Source organism: Streptomyces enissocaesilis, assembly GCF_039533765.1.
Lineage (GTDB): Bacteria > Actinomycetota > Actinomycetes > Streptomycetales > Streptomycetaceae > Streptomyces > Streptomyces enissocaesilis.
In genome coordinates, this window is sequence record NZ_BAAAUD010000012.1 from 185206 (window position 1) to 207917 (window position 22712).

Here is a 22712-nt window from a genome sequence, read left to right on the forward strand (position 1 = left end):
ACCTCCCCGAGTCGAACGGATGCACCACCATGGCCGGACCCCTCCTCGAGATGCGTTCGATCAGCAAGTCCTTCCCCGGTGTCAAAGCGCTCTCCGGCGTCGAGTTGAGCGTGGCCCCCGGCGAGGTCCATGCCATCTGCGGTGAGAACGGCGCCGGCAAGTCCACCCTGATGAAGGTGGTCAGCGGCGTCTACCCGCACGGTTCCTACGAGGGCGAGATCCTCTTCGACGGCGAGCCGTGCGCCTTCAAGGACATCCGGGCCAGCGAGCAGCGCGGCATCGTGATCATCCACCAGGAACTCGCCCTGATCCCCTACCTGTCCATCGCGGAGAACATCTTCCTGGGCAACGAGCACGCCTCGCGCGGCGTCATCAGCTGGCAGCGGACGCTCACGCACGCGCAGGAACTCCTCGCCCGCGTCGGCCTGCACGAGAACCCGCAGACCCGGATCGCCGACATCGGCGTGGGCAAGCAGCAGCTGGTCGAGATCGCCAAGGCCCTCGCCAAGGAAGTCAGACTGCTGATCCTGGACGAGCCGACGGCCGCGCTGAACGACGAGGACAGCCGCAAGCTGCTCGATCTCATCCTGGAGCTCAAGGCCCAGGGCATCGCCTGCATCATCATCTCGCACAAGCTGAACGAGATAGCCCGGGTCGCCGACGCCGTCACCATCCTGCGCGACGGCCGGACCATCGAGACGATCGCGGTCGGCGCCGAGGGGATCTCCGAGGACCGGATCATCCGGGGCATGGTCGGACGCGACCTGGAGCACCGCTATCCCGAGCGCACCCCCGACATCGGCGAGGTCGCCTTCGCCGTCGAGGACTGGACCGTACTCCACCCGATCGACCTGCACCGCAAGGTCGTCGACGGCGCGTCGGTCACCGTGCGGCGCGGTGAGATCGTGGGCATGGCGGGCCTGATGGGCGCCGGCCGCACCGAACTCGCGATGAGCGTCTTCGGCCGCTCCTACGGACGCCGCACCGGCGGCCGGGTGCTGCTGGACGGCAAGGAGATCCGGACCCGTACGGTGCCGGAGGCCATCGGCCACGGCATCGCGTACGTCACCGAGGACCGCAAGCACCTCGGGCTCAACCTGATGGACGGCATCAGCCGCAACATCTCGCTGAGCGCCCTCGGCAAGGTCTCCCGGCGCGGCTGGGTGAACGAGCACGAGGAGACGAAGGTCGCGGAGAGGTTCCGCACCACGATGAACATCAAGGCACCCACGGTGTTCGCGGAGACCGGCAAGCTGAGCGGCGGCAACCAGCAGAAGGTCGTCCTCAGCAAGTGGATCTTCTCGGAGCCCGAGGTGCTGATCCTCGACGAGCCCACCCGGGGCATCGACATCGGCGCGAAGGCCGAGATCTACGCGGTGATCGCCGACCTGGCGGCCCAGGGCAAGGCCGTGCTGGTCATCTCCTCGGAACTGCCGGAGCTGCTCGGCATGTGCGACCGGATCTACACGATGGCCGAGGGCCGGATCACCGGCGAGGTCGACCGTGCGGACGCGACCCAGGAATCCCTCATGCGCCTCATGACCGTGAGCGCGGCAACCCAGAACGAGCAGGTGTAAGGCATGGCCCAGGTGAAGACAGAGAACATACCGGCGTCCGCCCCGGACGCCGGGCCCTCCGGCAGGGGCGGCGTCGGCGCGCTGCTGCTGGAGACGCTGCGCGGCAACATCCGGCAGTACGGCATGCTGGTCGCGCTCGCGCTGATCGTGGTGCTCTTCCAGATCTGGACCGACGGCACCCTGCTGAAGCCGCTGAACATCACCAACCTCATCCAGCAGAACGGCTACATCCTCATCCTGGCCATCGGCATGATGATCGTCATCATCGCCGGGCACATCGACCTGTCGGTCGGCTCGCTGGCCGCCTTCGTCGGCGCCGCCTCGGCCGTGATGATGGTCAAGCACGACATGCCGTGGCCGCTCGCCCTGGTGATCGCGCTGCTGATCGGCGCGGTGGCCGGTGCCTGGCAGGGGTTCTGGATCGCCTACGTCGGCATCCCCTCGTTCATCGTCACCCTGGCCGGCATGCTGCTGTTCCGCGGCGGCACCCAGATCCTGCTGCAGGGCCAGTCGGTGGCCCCCTTCCCCAAGGGCTTCCAGGAGATCAGCAGCGGCTTCCTGCCCGAGGTCGGCCCGTACACCGACTACCACAACCTGACCCTGCTGCTCGGCCTGTGCGTGCTGGTCGTGGCCGTCCTCCAGGAGATCCGCGGCCGTCGCCGGGCGGCTTCGTACGGCCTCGAACTGCTCCCCATGGGCTTCTTCCTGGCGAAACTGGCCGCGATCACCGCTGCCGTCGTGGCCTTCACCCTGCTGCTCGCGAGCTACCACGGCGTCCCGATCGTCCTGCTCATCCTCGGCGCGCTGCTCGTCGCCTTCGGTTACGTGATGCGCAATTCCATCCTGGGCCGCCACACCTACGCGATCGGCGGCAACGAGGCGGCCGCCAGGCTGTCCGGTGTGAAGAGCAAGCGCATCGTCTTCCTGGCCTTCGTCAACATGGGTGTCCTGGCCGCGCTGGCGGGCATGGTCTTCGCCGCGCGGCTCAACGCGGGCACGCCGCAGGCCGGCATCAACTTCGAACTGGAGGCCATCGCGGCGGCCTTCATCGGCGGCGCCTCGGCCTCCGGAGGCGTCGGCACCGTCCTGGGTGCGATCATCGGCGGCCTGGTGCTCGGCGTGCTGAACAACGGGATGTCGCTGGTCGGCATCGGCACCGACTACCAGCAGGTCATCAAGGGGCTGGTGCTTCTCGCGGCCGTCGGCTTCGACGTCTACAACAAGCGCAAGGTCGGTTCCTGACCTCTCGTCCGGTCTTCCGACTCCGCCCGGTCCCGGTGACCGGGCGGAGTCGTTCGTGCGGGGCCGTGTCCTTCGTGCGGGGCCGCGCCGTTCGTGCGGACCCCGCACGGGGGCCGGGTCGGATCAGGTCACTGCTGGTGGAACGTGGCGTCCTGCTTGGCCTGCGTGGTGCCGGCGCCCTGGAGGCGGAGCAGGAAGTCGAAATGCCGGACGTACTGGCCGGGAGCGGTGTACGCCTCGTAGGAGACACCGGCCGGATCGGCGAGGCCGGGCCGCTGGTGGAAGCTGGCGCTGCCCTTGAAGGCGGTGGTGCCGTCGTTCCTCTCCACCCAGACCTCGCCGTTCCGGTGGCGCAGGTAATAGCCGGGGAGGTTGGCGGACTCCAGCGAGACGGTGCCGCTGCCGGCGAGCCCGGTCACGGTGCGGAACTGCGAGTCGGCGAGGTTGGTGACGTTCGCCTCCAGCTTGCCGCGGTACTCCCAGTGCCGGATGTAGTGGTCGGGGAAGTTGGCGGAGGACAGGCGCCTGGGCGTGGCGCCGTCGGCGACCGGGATGCCGAAGTTGGGGGTGCCGTCGGCGTTCCAGTAGAGCTTCTGCACGCGGGTGCGGCGGTTGGGGTCCTTCAGCGGGTCGCCGGTGATGTCCTTGTAGTTGCGGTCGTGGTAGACGAGGACGTCGCTCCTGCCGTCCTCCGACGTGGTGAAGGAGTTGTGGCCCGGACCGTACTGGCCGGTGGCGGTGTTGCTGGTGAAGACCGGGGCCGGGTTCTTCTTCCAGGCCGCGGGGTCGAGCAGGTTCGCGGTGGCGGAGGCGGTGAGCAGGCCGAGGCAGTAGTTGCTGTCGGTCGCGGACGCCGAGTAGCTCATGAAGACCTTGCCGCCGCGCTGGATCACGGCCGGGCCCTCGTTGACCTTGTGGCCGGCGGTCTCCCAGCCGTATGTGGGGACGGTCAGGCGGACCGGGGTGCCGGTGATGGTCCAGGGGTTGGCCATCCTGGCGAGGTAGACGTTGGAGTTGGTGTCGATCGCCGGGTCCTTCTGCGCCCAGCTGAGGTAGCGGACGCCGTTCACGACGAAGGTGGTCGCGTCCAGCGCGAAGCTGTCCATCGGGGTGGCGATGCGGCCCTTCTCGGTCCAGCCGCCGGTCAGGGGGTTGGCCGCGGAGCTCTCCAGGGCGTACATCCGGATCTTCCAGACGTCGTCGGCACGTCCGGCGGCGAAGTAGACGTACCACTTGCCGTCGATGAAGTGGATCTCCGGGGCCCAGATGTGCGCGCCCATGTCGCCGGTGGCGTGCTTGGTCCAGATCACCGTCTCGGGGGCGGTGGACAGGCCCTGGATGGTGGTGGCGCGGCGCAGGACGATGCGGTCGTACTCGGGGACGGTGGCGGTGAGGTAGTAGTAGCCGTCGGTGTGCTTGAAGATGTGCGGGTCGGCGCGCTGGTTCACCAGGGGGTTGGTGTACGCGACGGCGGGTGAGGCGGGCGCGGCGGCCCGGGCCGGTGCGGGCAGCAGCAGGGCGGCCAGCAGCGCGGCGCCGGCGGCGAGGGCGCCGGTGAGCTTGCGGATTCTCATCGCGGTGTCCTTCTCTTGCGGGGCGGGGGGGGGGGGGGGGGGGGGTCAGCTGGGCTTGATCTGCCACTGCTGGCAGGGGTTCGCGAGCCAGGACCACTGGCGTACGTCGGCGCCGTCCGCCGTCGAGCAGTCGGCGACGTCCGCGACCTTGCCGCTGTTGGCGTTGACCAGGCGCACCCATCCGCCGGTGTCGCTGACCACCATCCGGAAGCGCTGGCAGGTGTTGTCCAGCCACGGCCACTGGCGCAGGTCGGCGCCGTCCGCGGTCGAGCAGTCGGCGACGTCCAGCGCCTTGCCACTGGCGACGTTGACCAGGCGGCTGGTGTCGTCGGCCCGGTCCTCGATGCGCCACTTCTGGGCGGCGGCGCCGTTGCAGGTCCACTGGCGCACGTTCGCCCCGTCGGCCGGGGAGGCGTTCTCCAGGTCCAGGCACTTGCCGCTGCCGCGGTTCACCAGGGTGTACGAGGTCGGCGTGGCCGCCTTCTCGCCCGAGGGGCCGGGCTGGGAGACTCCCAGTGCCACGGGGGCGCCGAAGTCCGGTGAGCCGTCCGCGTTCCAGGTGAACTTCTGCGCGCGGGTGGTACGGCCGTTGTCGCAGCCCTCGCTCGCCCGGTCGTTGGCGTGGTAGACGATCCAGTTCTCCGTGCCGTCGGGCGAGGTGAAGAAGCCGTTGTGGCCGGGCCCGTAGACGCCCGCCGCGTCGTTGCGCTGGAAGACCGGGGCGGCCTTCTTCGTCCACGACGAGGCGTTCAGCGGATCGGTGCCCGTCAGCTCCAGCTGACCGAGTTTGTAGTCCGCGGTGGTGCAGTAGCTGGCGGAGTAGACGACGAAGGTCCTGCCGTCGCGGTACAGCGGTTCGGGACCTTCGTTGACGGGGGCGCCCTGGCGCTCCCAGGCGTGCGTCGGCGTCGAGAGGGTGCGCAGCGGGCCGCTGACGGTGTACGGGTTGCTCATCGGCGCGATGACCAGGTTCTGGGTGCCGTTGCCCATGGCGCTGCCGAGCAGGTACAGCTTCCCGCCGGCCCTCAGCACGCTGCCGTCGATCAGCCAGTTGTCGTTGGCGGGGTCGTACAGCCGGTTCTTGTAGCGGTACGGGCCCGTCGGGTCGGACCCGGTGCTCTCCAGTACGTGCGTGCGCTGGGTCCTGTTGTAGTCGGCGACGCCCTCCCCGGCCGTGTAATAGAGGTACCAGCGGCCGTCGAAGAAGTGGATCTCGGGTGCCCAGATGTTGCAGCAGCGGGACGGCGTGGTGTCGGACCACACCTGGACGCTGGGCGCGGTGGCGAGGCCGGCCAGCGTGGGCGACTTGCGCATGGTGATCTCGGAGGTCCACGAGGTCGTCACCAGGTAGTAGTTGCCGTTGTGGTACTCCAGCCAGGGATCGGCGCCCTTCTGCGCCTTCACCGGGTTGGTGTAGGTGGCACCGGCGGCTGCCGTGGCGGGCGGGCCGACGGTGGTGCAGAGCAGGGCGAGGACGGCGATCGCGAGGGCGATCCAGGTACGGGGGCGGGTACGGGTGGGGGTGGGGGTCACAACTGTCCCTCGGTGATGGCGCACGGGTTGCGCCGTGGGCAGGGGGTCGCGGAAGAGAGCGCTCACAACGCCTTGAGCGGGTGGCGGGCAACGGCAGCACACAAGGCTGCGTTCCTACCGCGTTGCGCGATTGTTAACGCTAACAGCGCGTCAGTCAAGGCTTTGGACCAAAGCTGCCGCTCCCCCGGAAACGCAGTGGCGCCCGGACCGTGGGAACGGTCCGGGCGCCACTGCGGGTGCGCGCTGCGGGTGCGCGCTGCGGGTCTCTGCCGGGGCCGGGCGGCGGCGAGCCGGATTCAGGTCACAGCCCCTGCGTCACAAGCCCTGCGCCATGCGGTAATAGGCCTGGTTCCAGCGGATCTCCTGGGTGAACCGGCGGATCGTGGTGTCGGCGTCGATCAGCAGCAGCTCGGTGCCGAGGATGTCCGCGAGATCGCCCAGCTCTTCGGCGCCGACGGCGCTCGACAGCACGGTGTGGTGCGGGGCCCCGGCGGTCAGCCAGGCTTCGGTGGAGGTGCGCAGGTCGGGGCGCGGCCGCCACACCGCCCGGGCCACCGGCAGGTTCGGCAGCGGCTCGACGGGCTCGACCACGTCGATCTCGTTGGCGACCAGGCGGAAGCGGTCCCCCATGTCGGCGAGTCCGACCACCACGGCCGGGCCGGTGTGCGCGTCGAAGACGAGCCGGACCGGGTCCTCGCGCCCGCCGATGCCCAGCGGATGGATCTCGCAGGACGGCACGCCCGCCGAGATGGTCGGGCAGACCTCCAGCATGTGGGCGCCGAGGATCAACTCCCGGCCGGGCTCCAGGTGGTAGGTGTAGTCCTCCATGAAGGAGGTGCCGCCGGGCAGGCCGGCGGACATCACCTTGAGGGTGCGCAGCAGGACCGAGGTCTTCCAGTCGCCCTCGCCGCCGAAGCCGTAGCCGTCGGCCATCAGGCGCTGCACCGCGAGGCCCGGGAGCTGCCGCAGACCGCCGAGGTCCTCGAAGTTGGTGGTGAAGGCGCGGAAGCCGCCCTCGTCGAGGAATCCGCGCATCCCGAGTTCGATCCGCGCGGCGTAGCGCAGCGCGTCGTGGCGGTCCCCGCCGGCCCGCAGTTCGGGGGCGACCCCGTAGGTCTCCTCGTACTCCTTGACCAGTGCGGTGATGTCGGCGTCGGCGACCGCGTCGACCACCTCGACCAGGTCGTTGACCCCGTAGGTGTTGACGGACACCCCGAAGCGGAGCTGCGCCTCGACCTTGTCGCCCTCGGTCACCGCGACGTCGCGCATGTTGTCGCCGAAGCGGGCGAGCTTGAGACCGCGCAGCTCGGCCCGGCCCGCGGCGGCCCTCGCCCAGGAGGCGATCCGGGCGGCCACGGACGGGTCGCTGACGTGTCCGGCGACCGTCTTGCGGGCGACGCCCAGGCGGGACTGGATGTACCCGAACTCGCGGTCGCCGTGGGCGGCCTGGTTGAGGTTCATGAAGTCCATGTCGATGGACGACCACGGGAGCGCGACGTTGGCCTGGGTGTGGAGGTGCAGCAGGGGCTTGCGCAGCGCGTCGAGTCCGGCGATCCACATCTTGGCCGGGGAGAAGGTGTGCATCCAGGCGATCAGGCCGATGCAGGCGTCGTCGGAGTTCGCGTCCAGGCAGACGCGCCGGATCGCGTCGGCCTCGGTGAGGACGGGCTTCCAGACGATACGGACGGGAAGGCCGGCACCGTCGCCGAGCGCGTCGGCTATCTGCCGCGACTGCTCGGCCACCTGCCGCAGCGTGTCGTCGCCGTACAGGCTCTGACTGCCCGTCAGGAACCAGATCTCGCGTCCCTCGAGTGACGTCATGGGAAAGCTCCTTATCGGGCAGCGCGCGGCTGGCCGTACACGTTCTGGTAGCGGTAGTTGAGGCGGTCGATGTCGTCCTGCGCGATCGGCAGCGGCTCGCCGAGCTGGCGGGAGATGTGGACGGTGCGCGCGACGTCCTCGCACATCACGGCCGCCTTGACGGCCGCCTTGGCGTCCTTGCCGATGGTGAAGACGCCGTGGCTCTTCATCAGGACGGCGGGCGACCGGTGGCCCCGCAGCGTCTCCACGATGCCGCGGCCGATGGAGTCGTCACCGATCAGCGCGAAGGGCCCGACCGGGATCTCGGCGCCGAACTCGTCGGCCATGGCGGTCAGTACGCAGGGCACCGCCTCGCCGCGCGCGGCCCAGGCGCAGGCATAGGTGGAGTGGGTGTGCACCACTCCGCCGACCTCGGGCATGTGGCGGTAGACGTAGGCGTGGGCGGCGGTGTCGGAGGAGGGCGAGTGGTCGCCCTCCACCACGTTTCCGTCCAGGTCGCAGAGGATCATGTTCTCCGGGGACAGCTCGTCGTACGCGACACCGCTGGGCTTGATGACCAAGAGGTCCTCACCCGGGACGCGGGCCGAGACGTTGCCCGCCGTCCAGACGACGAGGTTGTAGCGGACCAGGTCCTGGTGCAGGTCGCTGACCTGGCGGCGCAGCAGATCGATGGGTGACGACATGGGTCAGACCTCGCTGTTGTGGGCGGTCAGGGCGTGGTTGCGGATGGCGCGGAGCCGGTGCATCTGCCGGTCGGGTCCGGTGCCGAAGTGGTCGTGCAGGAGCCGGTACTCGGCGTACAGCGCGTCGTAGGCGTCGGCCCGGGCCGGGTCCGGCCGGTACACCGCGCGGTCGACCCGGCCCATGGCCGAGGCGGCGGTGCGTACGTCCGGGTAGGCGCCGGCGGCGACCGCGGCGTGGATGGCGGAGCCGAGCGCCGGGCCCTGGGCGGACACGGCGAGCGAGACGGGGCGGCGCAGCACGTCGGCGTAGATCTGCATCAGCAGGGCGTTCTTCTTCAGCCCGCCGGTGACGATGAACTCGTGGACGGGTACGCCGCCCTGCTCCAGGGCGTCGACGATGGTGCGGGTGCCGAAGGCGGTGGCCTCCAGCAGCGCGCGGTAGATCTCCTCGGGGCGGGTCGCCAGGGTGAGGCCGACGACGACGCCGGAGAGGTGGTGGTCGACCAGGGTGGAGCGGTTGCCGTTCATCCAGTCGAGGGCGACCAGTCCGTGGCCGCCGACCGGCTGGTCGGCGATCTTGCGGGTGAGCAGCTGGTGGAGGTCCTCGCCGGCCGCCTCGGCCTCGGCCGCGTACCCGGCGGGAACGCCCTGCCCCAGCCACCAGGCGAAAATGTCACCGACCGCGCTCTGGCCCGCCTCGTAGCCGTAGGCGCCCTCGACGATGCCGCCGTCGACGACTCCGCAGATGCCGGGGACGTCGGCGAGCGCGGCGCCGTTGACGACGTGACAGGTGGAGGTGCCCATGACGGCGAGGAGCCGGCCGTTCTCGACGGCCTGCGCGGCGGCGGCCGCCACGTGGGCGTCGACGTTGCCCGCCGCGACGGCGATGCCTTCCGGCAGGCCGGTCCGGGCGGCGGCTTCGGCGGTCAGCGAGCCGGCCCGCGAGCCGAGCGGCGAGAGCGGGTGTTCCAGGCGGGTACGGGCGAAGTCGGCGAAGCCGGGGTGCAGCGCGCCGAGGTAGTCCTCGCTCGGGTAGTGGCCGTCCTGGTGGATGCCCTTGTAACCGGCGGTGCAGGTGTTGCGGGTCTCGACTCCGGTGAGCTGCCAGACGATCCAGTCGGCGGCCTCGATCCAGCGCTCGGTGACGGCGTAGGTGTCCGGGTCCTCCTCCAGTACCTGGAGCGCCTTGGCGTACTGCCATTCGGCGGAGATCCTGCCGCCGTACCGGGAGATCCACTTCTCGGCGCGCGCGTGGGCGAGGTGGTTGATCCGGTCGGCCTGGCCCTGGGCGGCGTGATGCTTCCAGAGCTTGGGCCAGGCGTGCGGGCGGTCGCCCAGCCCGCTCTCGGCGAGCGGGGTGCCGTCGCCGCGGACGGGCAGGACGGTGCAGGCGGTGAAGTCGGTGGCGATGCCGACGACGGCCGCCGGGTCGACGGAGGCGGCGGCGAGGGCGGCGGGGACCGCGGTGCGCAGCACCTCGCGCCAGTCCTCGGGGTGCTGGAGGGCCCAGTCGGGCGGCAACGGTGCGCCGGTGGTGGGCAGTACGCGGTCGATGACGCCGTGGGGGTACTCGTGGACGGCCGAACCGAGCTCCTCACCGTCTCGCACGCGGACCACCACGGCCCGGCCGGACAGCGTGCCGAAGTCGACACCGACGACGTAGCTCTCCGGATCCCGGGTGGGAGGAGTCACGGTCACTTTCACTTCCTTCGTTACGAAGCCGGGGTGCCGGTGGCCGGCCGCTGGATCGTCCGCGTCCCCGCGGAGCCCGGCGGCCGGCCACCTGTTCCTCGCCTCCCCCTGAGGTGCGGAACAGGTGCCGCCGACCGGGCGCAAGCCCGAGGCGTCGACCGGGCCGGCGGGGTCGGTGGCCGCTCATGGAGCGGCGTCGAGGGCACGCTCAGTGATTGTTAACGCTAACAACCGTGCTGTCAACAGGCTGCCCGAGCCCGCCGGACCGCTCCGGACCGGGCCGGAACGGCCCGGGACGGCCCGGGGCGGGAGCCGGAGGCGATCCGCTCGCGGCCGCGCTCCGGTCCACCGTCCGCTGCCGCCTCGCAGGTGAAGCGCAGCACGGTGGTCGAGTGGTACACCTCCCCCCGGCCGCAGCACCGCCGACGGGTACTCGGGACGGTTGGGCGAGTCGGGAAAGTGCTGGGTCTCCAGGGCGACGCCGGCCCGCGCCGGGTAACGGCTCCCGGACTTCCCGGTGAAGGACCCGTCGAAGTGGTTGCCGGTGTAGATCTGCAGACCGGGTTCGGTGGTGTGTACGTCCATCCGGCGGCCGGACGCGGGATCACGGAGCACCGCGGCCCTGCGCGGCCCGGCGGCGCCGTCGCGCAGGACCCAGTTGTGGTCGAACCCACCGCCGCCGAGGTTCAGCTGGTGATGGCCCTGGGCGAGGGCCTCGCCGATGCGCCGCGGTGAGGTGAGGTCGAAGGGCGTGCCGTGGACACCCTCGGCGGGCCCCAGGGGGATGAGGCTCTCGTCGACGGGGAGGTAGTGGTCGGCGTCGCACTGGAGCAGATGGCCGTCGACGGTGCCCGTGCCCTCTCCCGCGAGGTTGAAGTAGGAGTGGTTGGTGAGGTTGACGACGGTGGGCCGGTCGGTGACGGCCGTGTACTCGATCGTCAGCGTGCCGTCCCTGTCCAGGAGGTAGCAGACCGTGGCGTCGACGGTGCCCGGGAAGCCCTGGTCGCCGTCCCGGCTGCGCAGCCGCAGCCGTACTCCGGTGCGGTCCTCGCACCCGGCGTACCTGGCCGACTCCGCGGACCACCTCCGCAGGTCGAAACCTTCGGGGCCGCCGTGCAGGCTGTGCCCGGTGGGGAACGTGCGCAGCTGGTGGACCTCGCCGTCGAGCGGCAGGACGCCTCCGCCGATCCGGTTGCCGTAACGGCCCACGGTGGCGCCCAGATAGCGGGCCCGGCCGGACAGCTCGCGCGGATCGGCGGGGGCCAGGACGACGTCGGCGAGGACACCGTCGCGGTCGGGGACGTGCAGCGCGTGCAGACGGGCCCCGACGGCGCACACCTCGGCACGGACACCGCCGTCGAAACCGAAGGCCCAGCGCTCGTCGCCGTGCGTGGCGTCCGGGGTGCGCACGGCATGGGGCGTGCTCACCGGGCGGGCCCCGGTCGGCGGTGCGCCGGTCCGGCCGGCCCGGGGCGCGGTGCTCCGCGACGGGCCGCGGAACTCCCGCCGTACGACCCGGTGTTCAGGTCGGCGATCAGGTCGGTGATCACGCGGATCTCCTTTGCTGGATCGTGCCGGCCGGGCGCCCTGGGGTACCCGGTGCGGCGGATCGTGACGGTTTCGGGTGGTGCTCTCAGGTCCGGCGGCGGCCGGTGCTCAGGCGCTGGAGGAGGATGAAGACGAGGAGCAGCCCGCCGATGACGATGCGGGTCCACCACGAGCTGAGGGTCCCCTGGAAGCTGATGACCGTCTGGATGAGGCCGAGGACCATCACGCCGAGGGCGGTGCCCAGGACGAAGCCCGAACCGCCGGTGAGCAGGGTCCCGCCGATGACGGTGGCCGCGATGGCGTCGAGTTCGAGGCCGACGGCGTGCAGCCCGTAGCCGGAGAGCATGTAGAAGGTGAGGAGCACGCCGCCGAGGGCGGAGCAGAAGCCGCTGACGGCGTAGACGGCGATCTTCGTACGGGCCACCGGCAGGCCCATCAGGAGGGCCGACTGCTCGTTGCCACCGAGCGCGTAGACGTTGCGGCCGAGCCGGGTGCGGTGCAGGGCGATGAAGGCGGCGAGCAGGACCAGCAGCGCGATGATCACGCTGGGTGAGATGAACAGGCCGCCCGGCAGCGCCAGCCTGGTCTGGGCGATCGAGACGAAGGTGGGGTCGGTGATGGAGATCGACTCGGTGCTGATGGTGTAGCAGAGCCCGCGGGCGAGGAACATCCCGGCGAGGGTGACGATGAAGGGCTGGATCTCGAAGGTGTGGATGATCCAGCCCATCAGGGTGCCGGACGCCGTACCGATGAGCAGGACCAGCGGGATGACGAGCAGCGGCGGCCAGTTGTGCTGTTCGACGAGCCAGGCGGCGACCATGGTGGAGAGGGCGAGCATCGCTCCGACGGAGAGGTCGATGCCGCCGGTGAGGATGACGAAGGTCATGCCGATGGCGACGACGAGCAGGAACGCGTTGTCGATGAGCAGGTTGACCAGTACCTGCCCGGAGAAGAAGCCTTCGTACTGCGCCGAACCGGCGGCGAACATGATCACCAGCAGCGCGGCGGTCACGAGCAGCGGGACGGACGCCCCGTTGCGGCGGAAGGTGTCAGTCAGGGTGCTCATGCTCCGACCTCGTGCTTCTCGACGTTTCTGGTGCGACCGGGGTTCAGGGGCGGGCGGGGCGACGGGCGCCGGAGGTCGACCTTGGCCCGGAAGGCCGACGACTGGACGAGGCAGACCGCGATGACGACCAGGGCCTTGAAGACCAGGGTCGTCTCGGGGGGGATGCCCATCGAGTAGACGGAGGTGGTGAGCGTCTGGATGATCAGCGCGCCGAGTACGGTGCCGCCGAGGGAGAAGCGGCCTCCGGTCAGCGCGCCGCCGCCGATGACGACGGCGAGGATGGCGTCGAGCTCGATCCACAGGCCGGCGTTGTTGCCGTCGGCGCTGGAGACGTTCGAGCTGATCATCAGCCCGGCTACGGCGGCGCACAGGGCGCTGAACACGTAGACGAGGACGAGCAGTCCGGTGGCGCGGATGCCGACGAGCCGGCTGGCCGTGGGGTTGCCGCCGACCGACTCGATGAGCAGGCCGAGCGCGGTGCGGCGGGTGAGGAGCCCGGTGAGGGCGACCAGCGCGGCCGCGAGGATCACGGCGAAGGGGATCGTCAGCCAGTAGCCGCCGCCGATGAGCTTGTAGGGGGCGCTGGAGACGGTGAGGATCTGGCCGTCCGTGATGAGCTGGGCGACGCCGCGGCCCGCGACCATCAGCATGAGGGTCGCGATGATCGGCTGGACGTCGAGCCTGGCCACCAGGACGCCGTTGATCAGGCCGAGGGCCAGCGCGACGGCGAGGGAGACGCCGACGGCTTCGAGCACCGTCGACAGCGCGGCCGGAGAGGCGGAGGTGGCGATGTGTTCGCAGGCCAGCGCGCCGGAGATGGCCACGGTGGAGCCGACCGACAGGTCGATGCCGCGGGTGGCGATGACCAGGGACATGCCCAGGGCGACCAGCACCAGCGGTGCGCCGAACTGGAGGATGTCGATCAGGCTGCCGTAGAGGTGGCCCTCCTTGACCCGGATGGCGAAGAAGTCGTGGTTGAAGGCGACGTTGGCCAGCAGGAGCACGAGCAGGACGGCGGCGGGCCAGAACAGGCGGTGCTTGGTCATTTCCGGTCTCCGGTGGCGATGGTGGCCATGATGCGCTCCGGTGTGAGGGTGCCGTCATTGGTCAGGGTGGCCACCATGCGGTGGTCCCTCAGGACGCCGACGCGGTGGCTGAGCCGCAGCACCTCTTCGAGTTCCGCGGAGATGAACAGCACCGACATGCCCTCGCCGGACAGCCGCTGGACGAGTTTCTGGATCTCGGCCTTGGCGCCGACGTCGATGCCGCGGGTCGGCTCGTCGAGGATCAGCAGCCGGGGGTTGGTCAGCAGCCAGCGGGCGAGCAGCACCTTCTGCTGGTTTCCACCGCTGAGGTTGCGGATCTGCGTCTCCGGACTGGCGGGCCGGATGTCCAGCGCGGCGATCCAGTACCTGGCGAGTTCGTCCTGCTTGCCCCGGGACAGGGGCCGGGCCCAGCCACGGGCGGCCTGCAGGGCCAGGACGAGGTTCTCACGGACCGTCAGTTCACCGACCAGACCTTCGGCCTTGCGGTTCTCCGAGCAGAAGGCGATCTTGTGGGCGATGGCGGCCCGGGGCGTACGCAGGACGGCGGGCTCGCCGTCGACGGTGACGGTGCCCTCGTCGCTCTGGTCGGCGCCGAACAGCAGCCGGGCGGCTTCGGTACGGCCCGAGCCGAGCAGGCCGGCCAGTCCGACGACTTCCCCGACGTGGATGTCCAGGTCGAAGGGGGCGATGGAGCCGCGGCGCGCCAGGGCCCCGGCCCGCAGGAACGGCTCACCGGCCGCGGCTTCGGCGGCCTCGGCCCGTGAGGCGTCGGAGAGCACGTCGAGTTCGGCCAGTTCGCCTCCGATCATGCGCTGGACCAGCTGTACGCGGGTGAGGTCACCGATGGCGTACTCCCCCTCCAGCCGTCCGTTGCGCAGGATGGTGACGCGGTCGCAGACGTCGTAGACCTGGTCGAGGAAGTGGGTGACGAAGAGGATCGCCACGCCCTGGTCCCGGAGCCGGCGCATCACGGTGAAGAGCTGCTCGACCTCGTCGCGGTCGAGGCTGGAGGTGGGCTCGTCGAGGATGAGCACCTTCGCGGAGATGTCGACCGCGCGTACGATCGCGACCAGCTGCTGGACGGCCAGGGAGCAACTGCCCAGCGGGGCGCCGACGTCGAGGTCGAGGTCGCGCACCAGTTCGTGGGCGCGGCGGCGCAGCTCCGGCCAGTGGATCATGCCGAAGCGGCGCGGTTCGCGGCCGATCAGGATGTTCTCCGCCACCGAGAGGTTGGGGCAGAGGTTGACCTCCTGGTAGACGGTGCTGATGCCGGTCTGCTGGGCCTGGAGGGGGCTGGAGATGCGGACGTCCTCGCCGGCCAGCGTGACGCTGCCGCCGTCGGACGGGTGGACCCCGGTCAGGACCTTGATGAGCGTGGACTTTCCCGCGCCGTTCTCGCCCATCAGGGCGTGCACCTCTCCGGGGAAGAGGCGCAGGTCGACTCCGTCGAGGGCGACGACGCCGGGGAATTCCTTCCGTACTCCCCGCAGTTCGAGGACGGGGCGCCGGTCCGCGCCGGCCTCGGTGGTCAAGGACCTGTCAGTGGTGGGAGGGCCTGCCATCCGCCCGTCCTCTCGTGTCGGGAGCCGGGGGCACCGTCGGCACAGCGGTGCCCCCGTACGTCATGGGGTGGTTGCGGTGGTGCGATGCGGGCACGGCGGGCGGGCGCCCGCCCGCCGGCCCTGCGGTCCGGGGCCCCGGGGCGTTCTCACGCACCCCCGGCCGTCCCGCCGCGCTCAGTACTTGCGGTCCGGGAGGGCGGCGGCGGCCTGGTCCTGGGTGAAGACCCCCTCGTCGACCTTCACGCGGGCCGGGACGGACTCGCCCTTGGAGACCTTCTTGGCGAGGTCCATCAGCTGGTCGCCGAGCAGGGGGTTGCACTCGACCACGACGTTGATCTTGCCGTCGGCCATGGCCTGGAAGGCGTCCTTGATGCCGTCCACCGAGATGACCTTGATGTCGGTGCCGGGCTTCTTGCCGGCCTCCTCGATGGCCTGGATGGCGCCGAGCGCCATGTCGTCGTTGTGCGCGTACAGGACGTCGATGTCGGGCTGCGACTTGAGGAACGCCTGCATGACCTCCTTGCCCTTGGCGCGGGTGAAGTCGCCGGTCTGCGAGGCCACGACCTTGAACTTCGGGTCGCCCTTGACGGCCTGCGCGAAGCCGGCCCTGCGGTCGTTCGCGGGTGCGGAGCCGGTGGTGCCCTGGAGTTCGACGATGTTCACCGTCCCGTCCTTGCCCTTGTACTCCTCGGTCAGCCAGTCGCCGGCCTTCTTGCCCTCCTCGACGAAGTCGGAGCCGAGGAAGGTGGTGTAGAGCGAGGTGTCCTTCGAGTCGATGGCGCGGTCGGTCAGGACGACCGGGATCTTGGCGTTCTTGGCCTCCTTGAGCACGGTGTCCCAGCCGGACTCGACCACCGGCGAGAAGGCGATGACGTCGACTCTCTGCTGGATGAAGGAACGGATCGCCTTGATCTGGTTCTCCTGCTTCTGCTGCGCGTCGGAGAACTTCAGGGTGACCCCGGCCTCCTCGGCCGACTCCCGCACCGACTTGGTGTTGGCGGTGCGCCAGCCGCTCTCCGCGCCGACCTGGGCGAAGCCGAGGACGAGCCGGCCGTCACCCCCGCCGGCGGAACCACCCCCACCGGTGGAGCATGCGGTCAGGAAGGACGCGGCAAGCAGTCCGGCGGCAACGGCGGAAACAACCTTCTTGGGCATCTGCGGTTCCTCTCGTGCTTCGAAACGCACCTGTCGCAGCGGCACGCCGGGTGCCCTCTGCGGTGCGGGGAGGGACTGCTGGACCGGCCCCGGAGGCCGGCACGGCGACGTGACAGGCCACAGCAGGATTCGTGCGGCCGCTGGAGAAGTGTGAGCGCTAACACAGCTGAAACTCAAGAGTTACGAGGCTCGTTATAGATTCTTCATCACTCGTGGCTGGCGTAGGATGATCGCGCTAACACGACGAGATCCCTCACTGGGGCTCCGTACGCAGTCCTCCAGTCAGCAGCGCGCCTCCAGAACGCCTGCCCACCCTCAGGGAGATGCCCGTGCGTCAGTCCGCTACGGACCGCCCCCCGACGATGGCGGACGTGGCCCGCGTGGCAGGGGTGTCCCACCAGACCGTGTCCCGGGTCCTGAGCGGCCACCCCAACGTACGGAAGGCCACCCGGGCAGGGGTGCAGCGGGCCATCGACGAGCTGGGCTACCGGCGCAACTCCGCGGCCCGCGCCCTTGCCACCCGCCGCACCCGCACTCTTGGCGTCATCGCCGTCAACACCACGTTCCACGGGCCGGCGAGCACGCTCTCCGGACTCGAAGGGGCGGCGCGCGAGCAGGGGTACCTGGTCTCCGCGGTCAGCTTGCGCACCGTCGACAAGGAAGCGCTGACGCAGGCCATGACCCACCTGGCCACGTGGGGCGTGGAGGGGGTCGTGGTGATCACCTCCCAGCGGCAGGCGGTGGACGCGCTGGCCGAACTGCGCACCCCGTTCCCCGTGGTCACGGTCGAGGGCGGGCACAGCCTGGCCCTCCCCGGAGTGGCCCTCGACCAGTATCTGGGGGCCCGGCTGGTGACGGAGCATCTGCTTGCCGTCGGCCACGAGACGGTGTGGCACGTCGCCGGCCCACAGGACTGGCTGGAGGCCGAAGCGCGCACCGCGGGCTGGCGGGCCGCGCTGGAGGACGCGGGAGCACCGGTGCCTCCCTCGCTCGCGGGGGACTGGAGCCCCCTCTCCGGGTTCCGGATCGGCCAGCAACTGGCGGGCAGGGCAGGCAGGCGCAGCGGCCCGGACCCCCGGCTCAGCGCCGTGTTCGTCGCCAACGACCAGATGGCGCTGGGGGTGCTGCGCGCCCTGGGTGAAGCCGGCGTACGCACGCCTGCGGACGTGGCGGTCGCCGGCTTCGACGACATCCCCGAGGCGGAGTTCTTCCCGCCTCCGCTCACCACCGTCCGGCAGGATTTCGGAGCGATCGGCCGCGCCAGCATCCGGCTCCTGATCGACCGCATCGAGGAACGCGCGCTGCGGGACACCCATCTGACCGTGGCTCCCCAGCTCATCGTCCGCGCCAGCACCGCCCGCCCCCTCGCCTGACAGCACCGGGACCGGGCCGGAGGCGCGCCGGCAGCGAGGCACCGAGGCCGAGGCCGGCACCTCCTAGGGGTTCGGTTTCAGGAGCACCTTGCCCACCTCGGGGCCCCCTCCCTCCAGGAGGGCGACGGCCTGCGGGAACGCCTCCAGAGGCAGCTCGTGCGTGATCAGCGGCAGGGGTGAGAGCAGCCCGGAGCCGAGGGCGCGTACGGCGTGTGACCAGGCGGCGGTCGCCGCACCGAAGACGGACTGGATCTCCAGCTGCCGTGCGGTCAGCACTTCCGGGTCGATTCCGGCGGTCCCCGGCGCCGGTGTGCCCGCGAGCACGAGGCGGCCGCCGCGCCGCAGGAGGGCCATGGAGAAGTTCACCGAGGAGGCCCGGCCGGTGGTTTCCACGACGACGTCGAAGTCCGGAGCCGGGGAAGGACTCCGGTCGTACGCGCCGCAGTCGGTGGCCCCGAACGACAGGGCCCGCTCCCGGCGACCGGGACACGGGCCGACCACCGTCAGCCGGGCCGGGGAGGCCGCCGCCACGAACTGGACGGCGAGCATGCCGGCTGTTCCGTCGCCCACCACGGCGACGCGCTCGCCGGGAAGGACGTCCGCCTTCAGCACGGCGGCGGCGACGCGGGCGGCCGGTTCCAGCAGTGCGGCCGCGGTCAGGTCCGTGTCGTCGGGCAAGACGTGCAGGAGCCGCGCCGGCAGGGTCAGGGTCGCGGCCGTCGCGCCGGGCCGGGTGAATCCGGTCTCCTCGTAGCCGGCCTCGCACAGCGTGTTCTCCCCGGCACGACACCGTGCGCACACCTGGCAGTTGCGGAACCCCTCACCGACGGCCTTCCGTCCGACCAGCGCCTCCGGCACGAGGTCCCCGGCGCTCTCCACGGTCCCGGACCACTCGTGGCCCGGCGTGAGCGGATACCGCACGTATCCGGCAGGCCGCACCCCCCGCAGGACGTCCAGGTCGCTGCCGCAGATGCCCACCGCGTGCACACGGACGAGCACCTCCCCGGGCCCGGGCGGCGTCGGTTCATGAGGGACCAGCCTGTGTGCGCCCGGCCCGGAGATCACGACTGCGGTACTCATTCTGATGCCTTCGGGTCCTGGCACTGCCGAGCACTGGTGTGTCGGCCGAAGGGAGACACGTCAAAAGGGAGACACGTCAACGGGACGAGGCCGAATCCGGCTGTCGAGCGGTACTGGCGCGCACGATGAGCTCGGGTTCGATGGTGAGGTGGGCCGCTTCGGTCGTACGGCCCTCGATGTGCTCCAGCAGCAGGGCGATGCTGCTGCGGCCGATCGCGGCGAAGTCCTGCCGGACGGTGGTGAGGGGCGGAGGGAAGAACTCGGCCTCCGGAATGTCGTCGAATCCGGCCACCGCCACGTCGACGGGGGTCCTCAGGCCCGCTTCCCTCAGGGCGCGGAGCACTCCGAGCGCCATCTGGTCGTTCGCCACGAAGACCGCTGTCAGAGGGGCACCCGTGGCGCGGGCCGCGGCGTGACCCGCGAGTTGCTGGCCTGCGTGGTAGCCGGAAAGAGGGCTCCAGTCCCCCCGCAGGAGCGGCGGAACCTCGGCTCCCGCCTCGCGCAGGCAGTCCTCCCATCCGGTGGTACGCGCTTCGCTCTCCAGCCAGTCCCGGGGGCCGGCGACGTGCCACACCGTGCGGTGCCCCGCGGCGAGCAGATGCTCGGTGACCATACGGGCGCCGAGCGCCTGGTCGAGGGAGACACCGGGGAGATCCAGGCTGTGCCCGCCTTCCACCGTGACCAGGGGGAAGGGGGTCTGCATGGCCGCGAGGGCCTGCACCATCTCGCGCTGCGGAGTGATGGCGATGACGCCTTCGACCCCCCACGCCGTGAGGTGGTCCATGGCCTGGGTGAGCGCTGCTCGCGTCACCGTGCGCAGGGTGACGGTCGATACCAGGTACCCCTGGCTCCTGGCCGCTTCCTGCACCCCGGAAAGGGTGCTCGCCGGCCCGTGGAGGGTGGTGTTGACGGCGATGACGCCCAGGGTGTGGGTGCGACGGGTGGCGAGGGCGCGGGCAGCCGAGTTACGGCGGTATCCCAGCCGCGCGATGGCTTCGTTGACCTGGTCGCGAGTCGTTTCGCGCACGTTCGGGTGGTTGCTGAGCACGCGTGAGACGGTCTGGTGCGACACGCCCGCCACTCGGGCGACGTCCGCCATGGTCGGCGCTTTCACGGCGTCAGAGGGCTGCTGCAAGTGTCCTCCTTCGCTGTCACCTGGTGAGATCCCTGCCATACGGTACCTGCCCCGCCGAACGGCCGACGATGAGCCGGCGGTGGGCGGGTGGTGCGCCGGCGGTGCGCGGGCGGGCAACCGCGGACCGGCCGACGGCTCCCTGCTCCCACCAGCAGGTATGTTGACATAGGTATCCATTCATACTTATGCTGTTCGCATGCCCGCCTCCAGCGCGTCCGAACAGGACATCCAGCACATCGCGTCAGCGATGTCGGCTGTCCTGCCCGCGCTGCACCGGGCCCTGGACCGGCGTGTCGCCCGGGACTTTCCGCACCCCAAGCCGCCCGAGGGCCAGCTGGCGCTCCTGCGGCTCGTCGGCGAACGCGACGGTGTCACCGTGCGCACGGCGGCCGACGTACTGCTGATGAAGCCGAACAACGTGAGCGCCCTGGTCACCCAGCTGGCGGCCCAGGGGCTGCTGGAGCGCAGGCAGGACCCGGCCGACAAGCGAGTCGCGCACCTGCACCTCACGGCCGAGGCCCGCCGGCGGCTCGCCGAGGTCGGCAACCTCATGACCGGGTACGTCGCCGAGGCGCTGCGCGCCCTCACCGACGGGGACCTCGACGCCATCGGCTCCGCCCTCGGCGCCCTCGAAGGACTGGCGCGGCACGTCCACCCCGCCGCCGGCTGACGGCGCCCGCGTACCCGTACCCCCGCTCAGGAAGCAGTACACCTTCATGCCCTCCACCACCGTGGATCGCTCACCCCTGCCCGCATCCGCCCCGGACAATGCTTCGGCCGGCCGCCGCGGCAAGCCCTGGCTGACGCTGATCGCCGTCGCCTTCGGCCTGTTCATGGTCGGCCTGGACGGCTCCGTCGTCGCGATCGCCAACCCGGAGATCGGCCGGGACCTGAACGCGTCCACCGCCGACCTGCAATGGGTCACCAATTCCTATCTGCTGGCCCTGGCCGCCGCGCTGATCCTCGGCGGAAAGCTCGGTGACCGCTTCGGCCGGCGCACCTTCTACCTCGTCGGTGTCGTCGGCTTCACCCTCGCTTCCGTCGCCATCGGCCTGGCGGGCTCGATCGAGGGCGTCATCGCCTTCCGCGCCGCGCAGGGCTTCTTCGGCGCCCTGCTGATGCCCAACACGCTCGGACTGCTGCGGGCGGTGTTCCCGCCGAAGAAGTTCGGCATGGCGGTGGGCATCTGGGCCATGGTGTCGTCCGTGTCCACCGCGCTCGGCCCCATCGTCGGCGGGCTGCTCGTCGAGCACGTCAACTGGGAGTCGGTCTTCTACATCAACGCCCCCATCGGCGTGATCGCGCTGGTCTTCAGCGCGCTGGTGCTGCCGCAGAGCAAGAACGCCTCCGGTGACCACCGCTTCGACGTCCCCGGTGTCGTCCTGCTGGCGCTCGGACTGCTCGTCGTCGTCTTCGGTGTGGTCAAGGGCGAGACGTGGGGCTGGAGTTCGGGCACGACTCTGGGCACCCTCGCCGCGGGCATCGTCGTGCTGCTGGTGTTCGGCTGGTACGAGACACGTATCGCGCACCCCCTGCTGCCGATGCGGCTGTTCCGCAACCCGGCACTGACCATCGGCACGATCATCACCGCGGTCAACTTCTTCGTCCTGCTCGGCGTGATCTTCTTCGTGATGCTCTACCTGCAGAACGTGCGTGGCTTCACCCCCGTCGAGGCCGGCGTGCGCACCCTGCCGCTGAGCCTGGCGTCCGTCGTCGCCTCCCCGCTGGGCGCGAAGCTCACCGAGAAGTTCGGCGCCCGGCTGTCCATGCCGCTCGGCATGGTGCTCCAGGCCGCCGCCTCCTTCGGGATGCTCGGCTGGGGCGTGCACTCCTCGTACGGCGCGATGTGGCCGCCGTTCATCGCCCTCGGCCTCGGCGTCGGCATGGTGATGGCCGCCTCCTCCGAAGCCATCGTGGGCAACTCGCCCGTCAAGGACGCCGGTGTGGCGGGTGGCCTGCAGGCCACCGCGCTCCAGGTCGGCGGAGCACTCGGCACCTCCGTGCTCGTGTCCCTGATCAGCAGCAGGGTCGGCTCGACCCTGACCGGCGAACTCACCTCCGCCGGGGTGCCGGCGCCCATGGCCGAAGGGCTGTACGAGGCCAAGGACGCGGTGGCGATGGGCGTTTCGCCGGTCTCCGGTGACATGCCGGCGCAGCTGCGGGCCGCGGTCGTCGAGGGCAGCGGCCAGGCGTTCATCAACGGCGTGCACACCGCCGCGCTCGTCACCGGCGTGCTGTGCGTGGCCGGCGCGGTCCTCGCCGCGGTCGGCGTACGGCGCAACCCGCAGGCCCACGCCGAACAGTGAGGGCAGTGGCAGTGAACGGTTGACCGGCCCCGGCCGGGCGGCGCGCCTCCCCGGGGACGGCGGGCGCCGCCCGGCCGGGGTATCCCGTACCTGCGGCTCTTCCCGGTACGCCCCCACTGCCGGCCGGGCCTCCCAGCACCACTTCGACGGGGCGGCCGCCCCGTCCGCACCGCCGTCCCCGTCCACTGAGAAATCCTTTACCAGGCGGGCTCCTGCAGCGGGGTTGTGACAGGAACGGCCTTCAGCAGCGTCGGTGGTGGTCAGTAAGCTCTGGGCAGGGCTGTACTTCGTGTGATTCTCCTGTCGTCGGGGGGTGTGG

General features: G+C 70.7%; 17 protein-coding genes. 5 read left to right on the plus strand and 12 right to left on the minus strand.

The genetic code is table 11. The features are described 5' to 3' along the window. The first annotated feature begins 29 nt into the window (after window positions 1–29). Both mmsA and mmsB read left to right on the plus strand, forming a co-directional pair. Window positions 30–1577, plus strand: coding sequence for a multiple monosaccharide ABC transporter ATP-binding protein (gene mmsA, locus ABD374_RS05220; protein WP_344491359.1), 1548 nt, complete (start codon window positions 30–32; stop codon window positions 1575–1577). 3 nt (window positions 1578–1580) lie between these two features. Beyond that, on the plus strand, window positions 1581–2819 hold the full coding sequence (gene mmsB, locus ABD374_RS05225) for a multiple monosaccharide ABC transporter permease (protein WP_344491362.1): 1239 nt from the start codon (window positions 1581–1583) through the stop codon (window positions 2817–2819). Between the two features lie 128 nt (window positions 2820–2947). Here mmsB and ABD374_RS05230 read toward each other — a convergent pair whose 3' ends face one another. From ABD374_RS05230 to ABD374_RS05275, 10 genes are all read right to left on the minus strand, one after another. Further along, window positions 2948–4393, minus strand: a complete 1446-nt coding sequence (locus ABD374_RS05230) for a family 43 glycosylhydrolase (protein WP_344491365.1) — start codon at window positions 4391–4393, stop codon at window positions 2948–2950. Window positions 4394–4438: 45 nt separating this feature from the next. Then, window positions 4439–5926 carry a family 43 glycosylhydrolase gene (locus ABD374_RS05235; RefSeq protein WP_344491368.1) on the minus strand — a complete coding sequence of 496 codons (1488 nt, stop codon included), beginning with the start codon at window positions 5924–5926 and terminating at the stop codon, window positions 4439–4441. A gap of 315 nt (window positions 5927–6241) precedes the next feature. Beyond that, window positions 6242–7747, minus strand: a complete 1506-nt coding sequence (gene araA / locus ABD374_RS05240) for an L-arabinose isomerase (protein WP_344491371.1) — start codon at window positions 7745–7747, stop codon at window positions 6242–6244. Window positions 7748–7758: 11 nt separating this feature from the next. Further along, window positions 7759–8430: an L-ribulose-5-phosphate 4-epimerase gene (locus ABD374_RS05245; RefSeq protein WP_093798377.1), complete on the minus strand. Its 672-nt coding sequence runs from the start codon at window positions 8428–8430 to the stop codon at window positions 7759–7761. Window positions 8431–8433: 3 nt separating this feature from the next. Further along, window positions 8434–10128 (minus strand): ribulokinase, encoded by a 1695-nt coding sequence (locus tag ABD374_RS05250; protein WP_344491375.1) that lies wholly within the window; start codon window positions 10126–10128, stop codon window positions 8434–8436. Between the two features lie 177 nt (window positions 10129–10305). Then, a complete protein-coding gene (locus ABD374_RS05255) occupies window positions 10306–11550 on the minus strand; it encodes an aldose epimerase family protein (protein ID WP_344491378.1) in 1245 nt (414 codons plus the stop codon). A gap of 205 nt (window positions 11551–11755) precedes the next feature. Next, window positions 11756–12736 (minus strand): galactofuranose ABC transporter, permease protein YjfF, encoded by a 981-nt coding sequence (gene yjfF, locus ABD374_RS05260; RefSeq protein ID WP_344491381.1) that lies wholly within the window; start codon window positions 12734–12736, stop codon window positions 11756–11758. Next, on the minus strand, window positions 12733–13782 hold the full coding sequence (locus ABD374_RS05265) for an ABC transporter permease (protein ID WP_344491384.1): 1050 nt from the start codon (window positions 13780–13782) through the stop codon (window positions 12733–12735). The genes yjfF and ABD374_RS05265 overlap by 4 nt, the downstream gene beginning before the upstream one ends. Then, window positions 13779–15344, minus strand: coding sequence for a sugar ABC transporter ATP-binding protein (locus ABD374_RS05270; RefSeq protein ID WP_425577137.1), 1566 nt, complete (start codon window positions 15342–15344; stop codon window positions 13779–13781). Before ABD374_RS05270 ends, ABD374_RS05265 begins: the two co-directional genes overlap by 4 nt. Window positions 15345–15518: 174 nt before the next feature. After that, entirely contained in the window at window positions 15519–16499 is a 981-nt protein-coding gene (locus ABD374_RS05275) for an ABC transporter substrate-binding protein (protein ID WP_344491390.1), read from the minus strand. 362 nt (window positions 16500–16861) lie between these two features. Here ABD374_RS05275 and ABD374_RS05280 point away from each other — a divergent pair, with 362 nt between their 5' ends. Beyond that, a complete protein-coding gene (locus ABD374_RS05280; RefSeq protein ID WP_344491433.1) occupies window positions 16862–17872 on the plus strand; it encodes a LacI family DNA-binding transcriptional regulator in 1011 nt (336 codons plus the stop codon). A 63-nt stretch (window positions 17873–17935) separates the two neighbouring features. Here ABD374_RS05280 and ABD374_RS05285 read toward each other — a convergent pair whose 3' ends face one another. Together ABD374_RS05285 and ABD374_RS05290 are read right to left on the minus strand one after the other, a co-directional pair. Next, the gene (locus tag ABD374_RS05285) at window positions 17936–18952 is read right to left on the minus strand and encodes a zinc-dependent alcohol dehydrogenase (RefSeq protein WP_344491393.1); all 1017 of its coding nucleotides are present in this window, start codon (window positions 18950–18952) and stop codon (window positions 17936–17938) included. A gap of 76 nt (window positions 18953–19028) precedes the next feature. Then, complete coding sequence (locus ABD374_RS05290; protein ID WP_425577138.1) at window positions 19029–20051, minus strand: LacI family DNA-binding transcriptional regulator; 1023 nt, start codon at window positions 20049–20051, stop codon at window positions 19029–19031. Window positions 20052–20283: 232 nt separating this feature from the next. Between ABD374_RS05290 and ABD374_RS05295 the strand changes: the two genes are divergently transcribed. Then, window positions 20284–20757 carry a MarR family winged helix-turn-helix transcriptional regulator gene (locus ABD374_RS05295; RefSeq protein WP_344491399.1) on the plus strand — a complete coding sequence of 158 codons (474 nt, stop codon included), beginning with the start codon at window positions 20284–20286 and terminating at the stop codon, window positions 20755–20757. 46 nt (window positions 20758–20803) lie between these two features. After that, window positions 20804–22393 (plus strand): MFS transporter, encoded by a 1590-nt coding sequence (locus tag ABD374_RS05300; protein ID WP_344491401.1) that lies wholly within the window; start codon window positions 20804–20806, stop codon window positions 22391–22393. The last annotated feature ends 319 nt before the right edge of the window (window positions 22394–22712 follow it).

Excerpts from the sequence above, each read along its gene's own strand:
- mmsA (WP_344491359.1), top strand. The coding sequence starts at position 30 with ATGGCCGGACCCCTCCTCGAGATGCGTTCGATCAGCAAGTCCTTCCCC.
- mmsB (WP_344491362.1), top strand. The coding sequence starts at position 1,581 with ATGGCCCAGGTGAAGACAGAGAACATACCGGCGTCCGCCCCGGACGCC.
- ABD374_RS05230 (WP_344491365.1), bottom strand. The coding sequence starts at position 4,393 with ATGAGAATCCGCAAGCTCACCGGCGCCCTCGCCGCCGGCGCCGCGCTG.
- araA (WP_344491371.1), bottom strand. The coding sequence starts at position 7,747 with ATGACGTCACTCGAGGGACGCGAGATCTGGTTCCTGACGGGCAGTCAG.
- ABD374_RS05245 (WP_093798377.1), bottom strand. The coding sequence starts at position 8,430 with ATGTCGTCACCCATCGATCTGCTGCGCCGCCAGGTCAGCGACCTGCAC.
- yjfF (WP_344491381.1), bottom strand. The coding sequence starts at position 12,736 with ATGAGCACCCTGACTGACACCTTCCGCCGCAACGGGGCGTCCGTCCCG.
- ABD374_RS05265 (WP_344491384.1), bottom strand. The coding sequence starts at position 13,782 with ATGACCAAGCACCGCCTGTTCTGGCCCGCCGCCGTCCTGCTCGTGCTC.
- ABD374_RS05270 (WP_425577137.1), bottom strand. The coding sequence starts at position 15,344 with ATGGCAGGCCCTCCCACCACTGACAGGTCCTTGACCACCGAGGCCGGC.
- ABD374_RS05275 (WP_344491390.1), bottom strand. The coding sequence starts at position 16,499 with ATGCCCAAGAAGGTTGTTTCCGCCGTTGCCGCCGGACTGCTTGCCGCG.
- ABD374_RS05280 (WP_344491433.1), top strand. The coding sequence starts at position 16,862 with ATGGCGGACGTGGCCCGCGTGGCAGGGGTGTCCCACCAGACCGTGTCC.
- ABD374_RS05285 (WP_344491393.1), bottom strand. The coding sequence starts at position 18,952 with ATGAGTACCGCAGTCGTGATCTCCGGGCCGGGCGCACACAGGCTGGTC.
- ABD374_RS05290 (WP_425577138.1), bottom strand. The coding sequence starts at position 20,051 with ATGGCGGACGTCGCCCGAGTGGCGGGCGTGTCGCACCAGACCGTCTCA.
- ABD374_RS05295 (WP_344491399.1), top strand. The coding sequence starts at position 20,284 with ATGCCCGCCTCCAGCGCGTCCGAACAGGACATCCAGCACATCGCGTCA.
- ABD374_RS05300 (WP_344491401.1), top strand. The coding sequence starts at position 20,804 with ATGCCCTCCACCACCGTGGATCGCTCACCCCTGCCCGCATCCGCCCCG.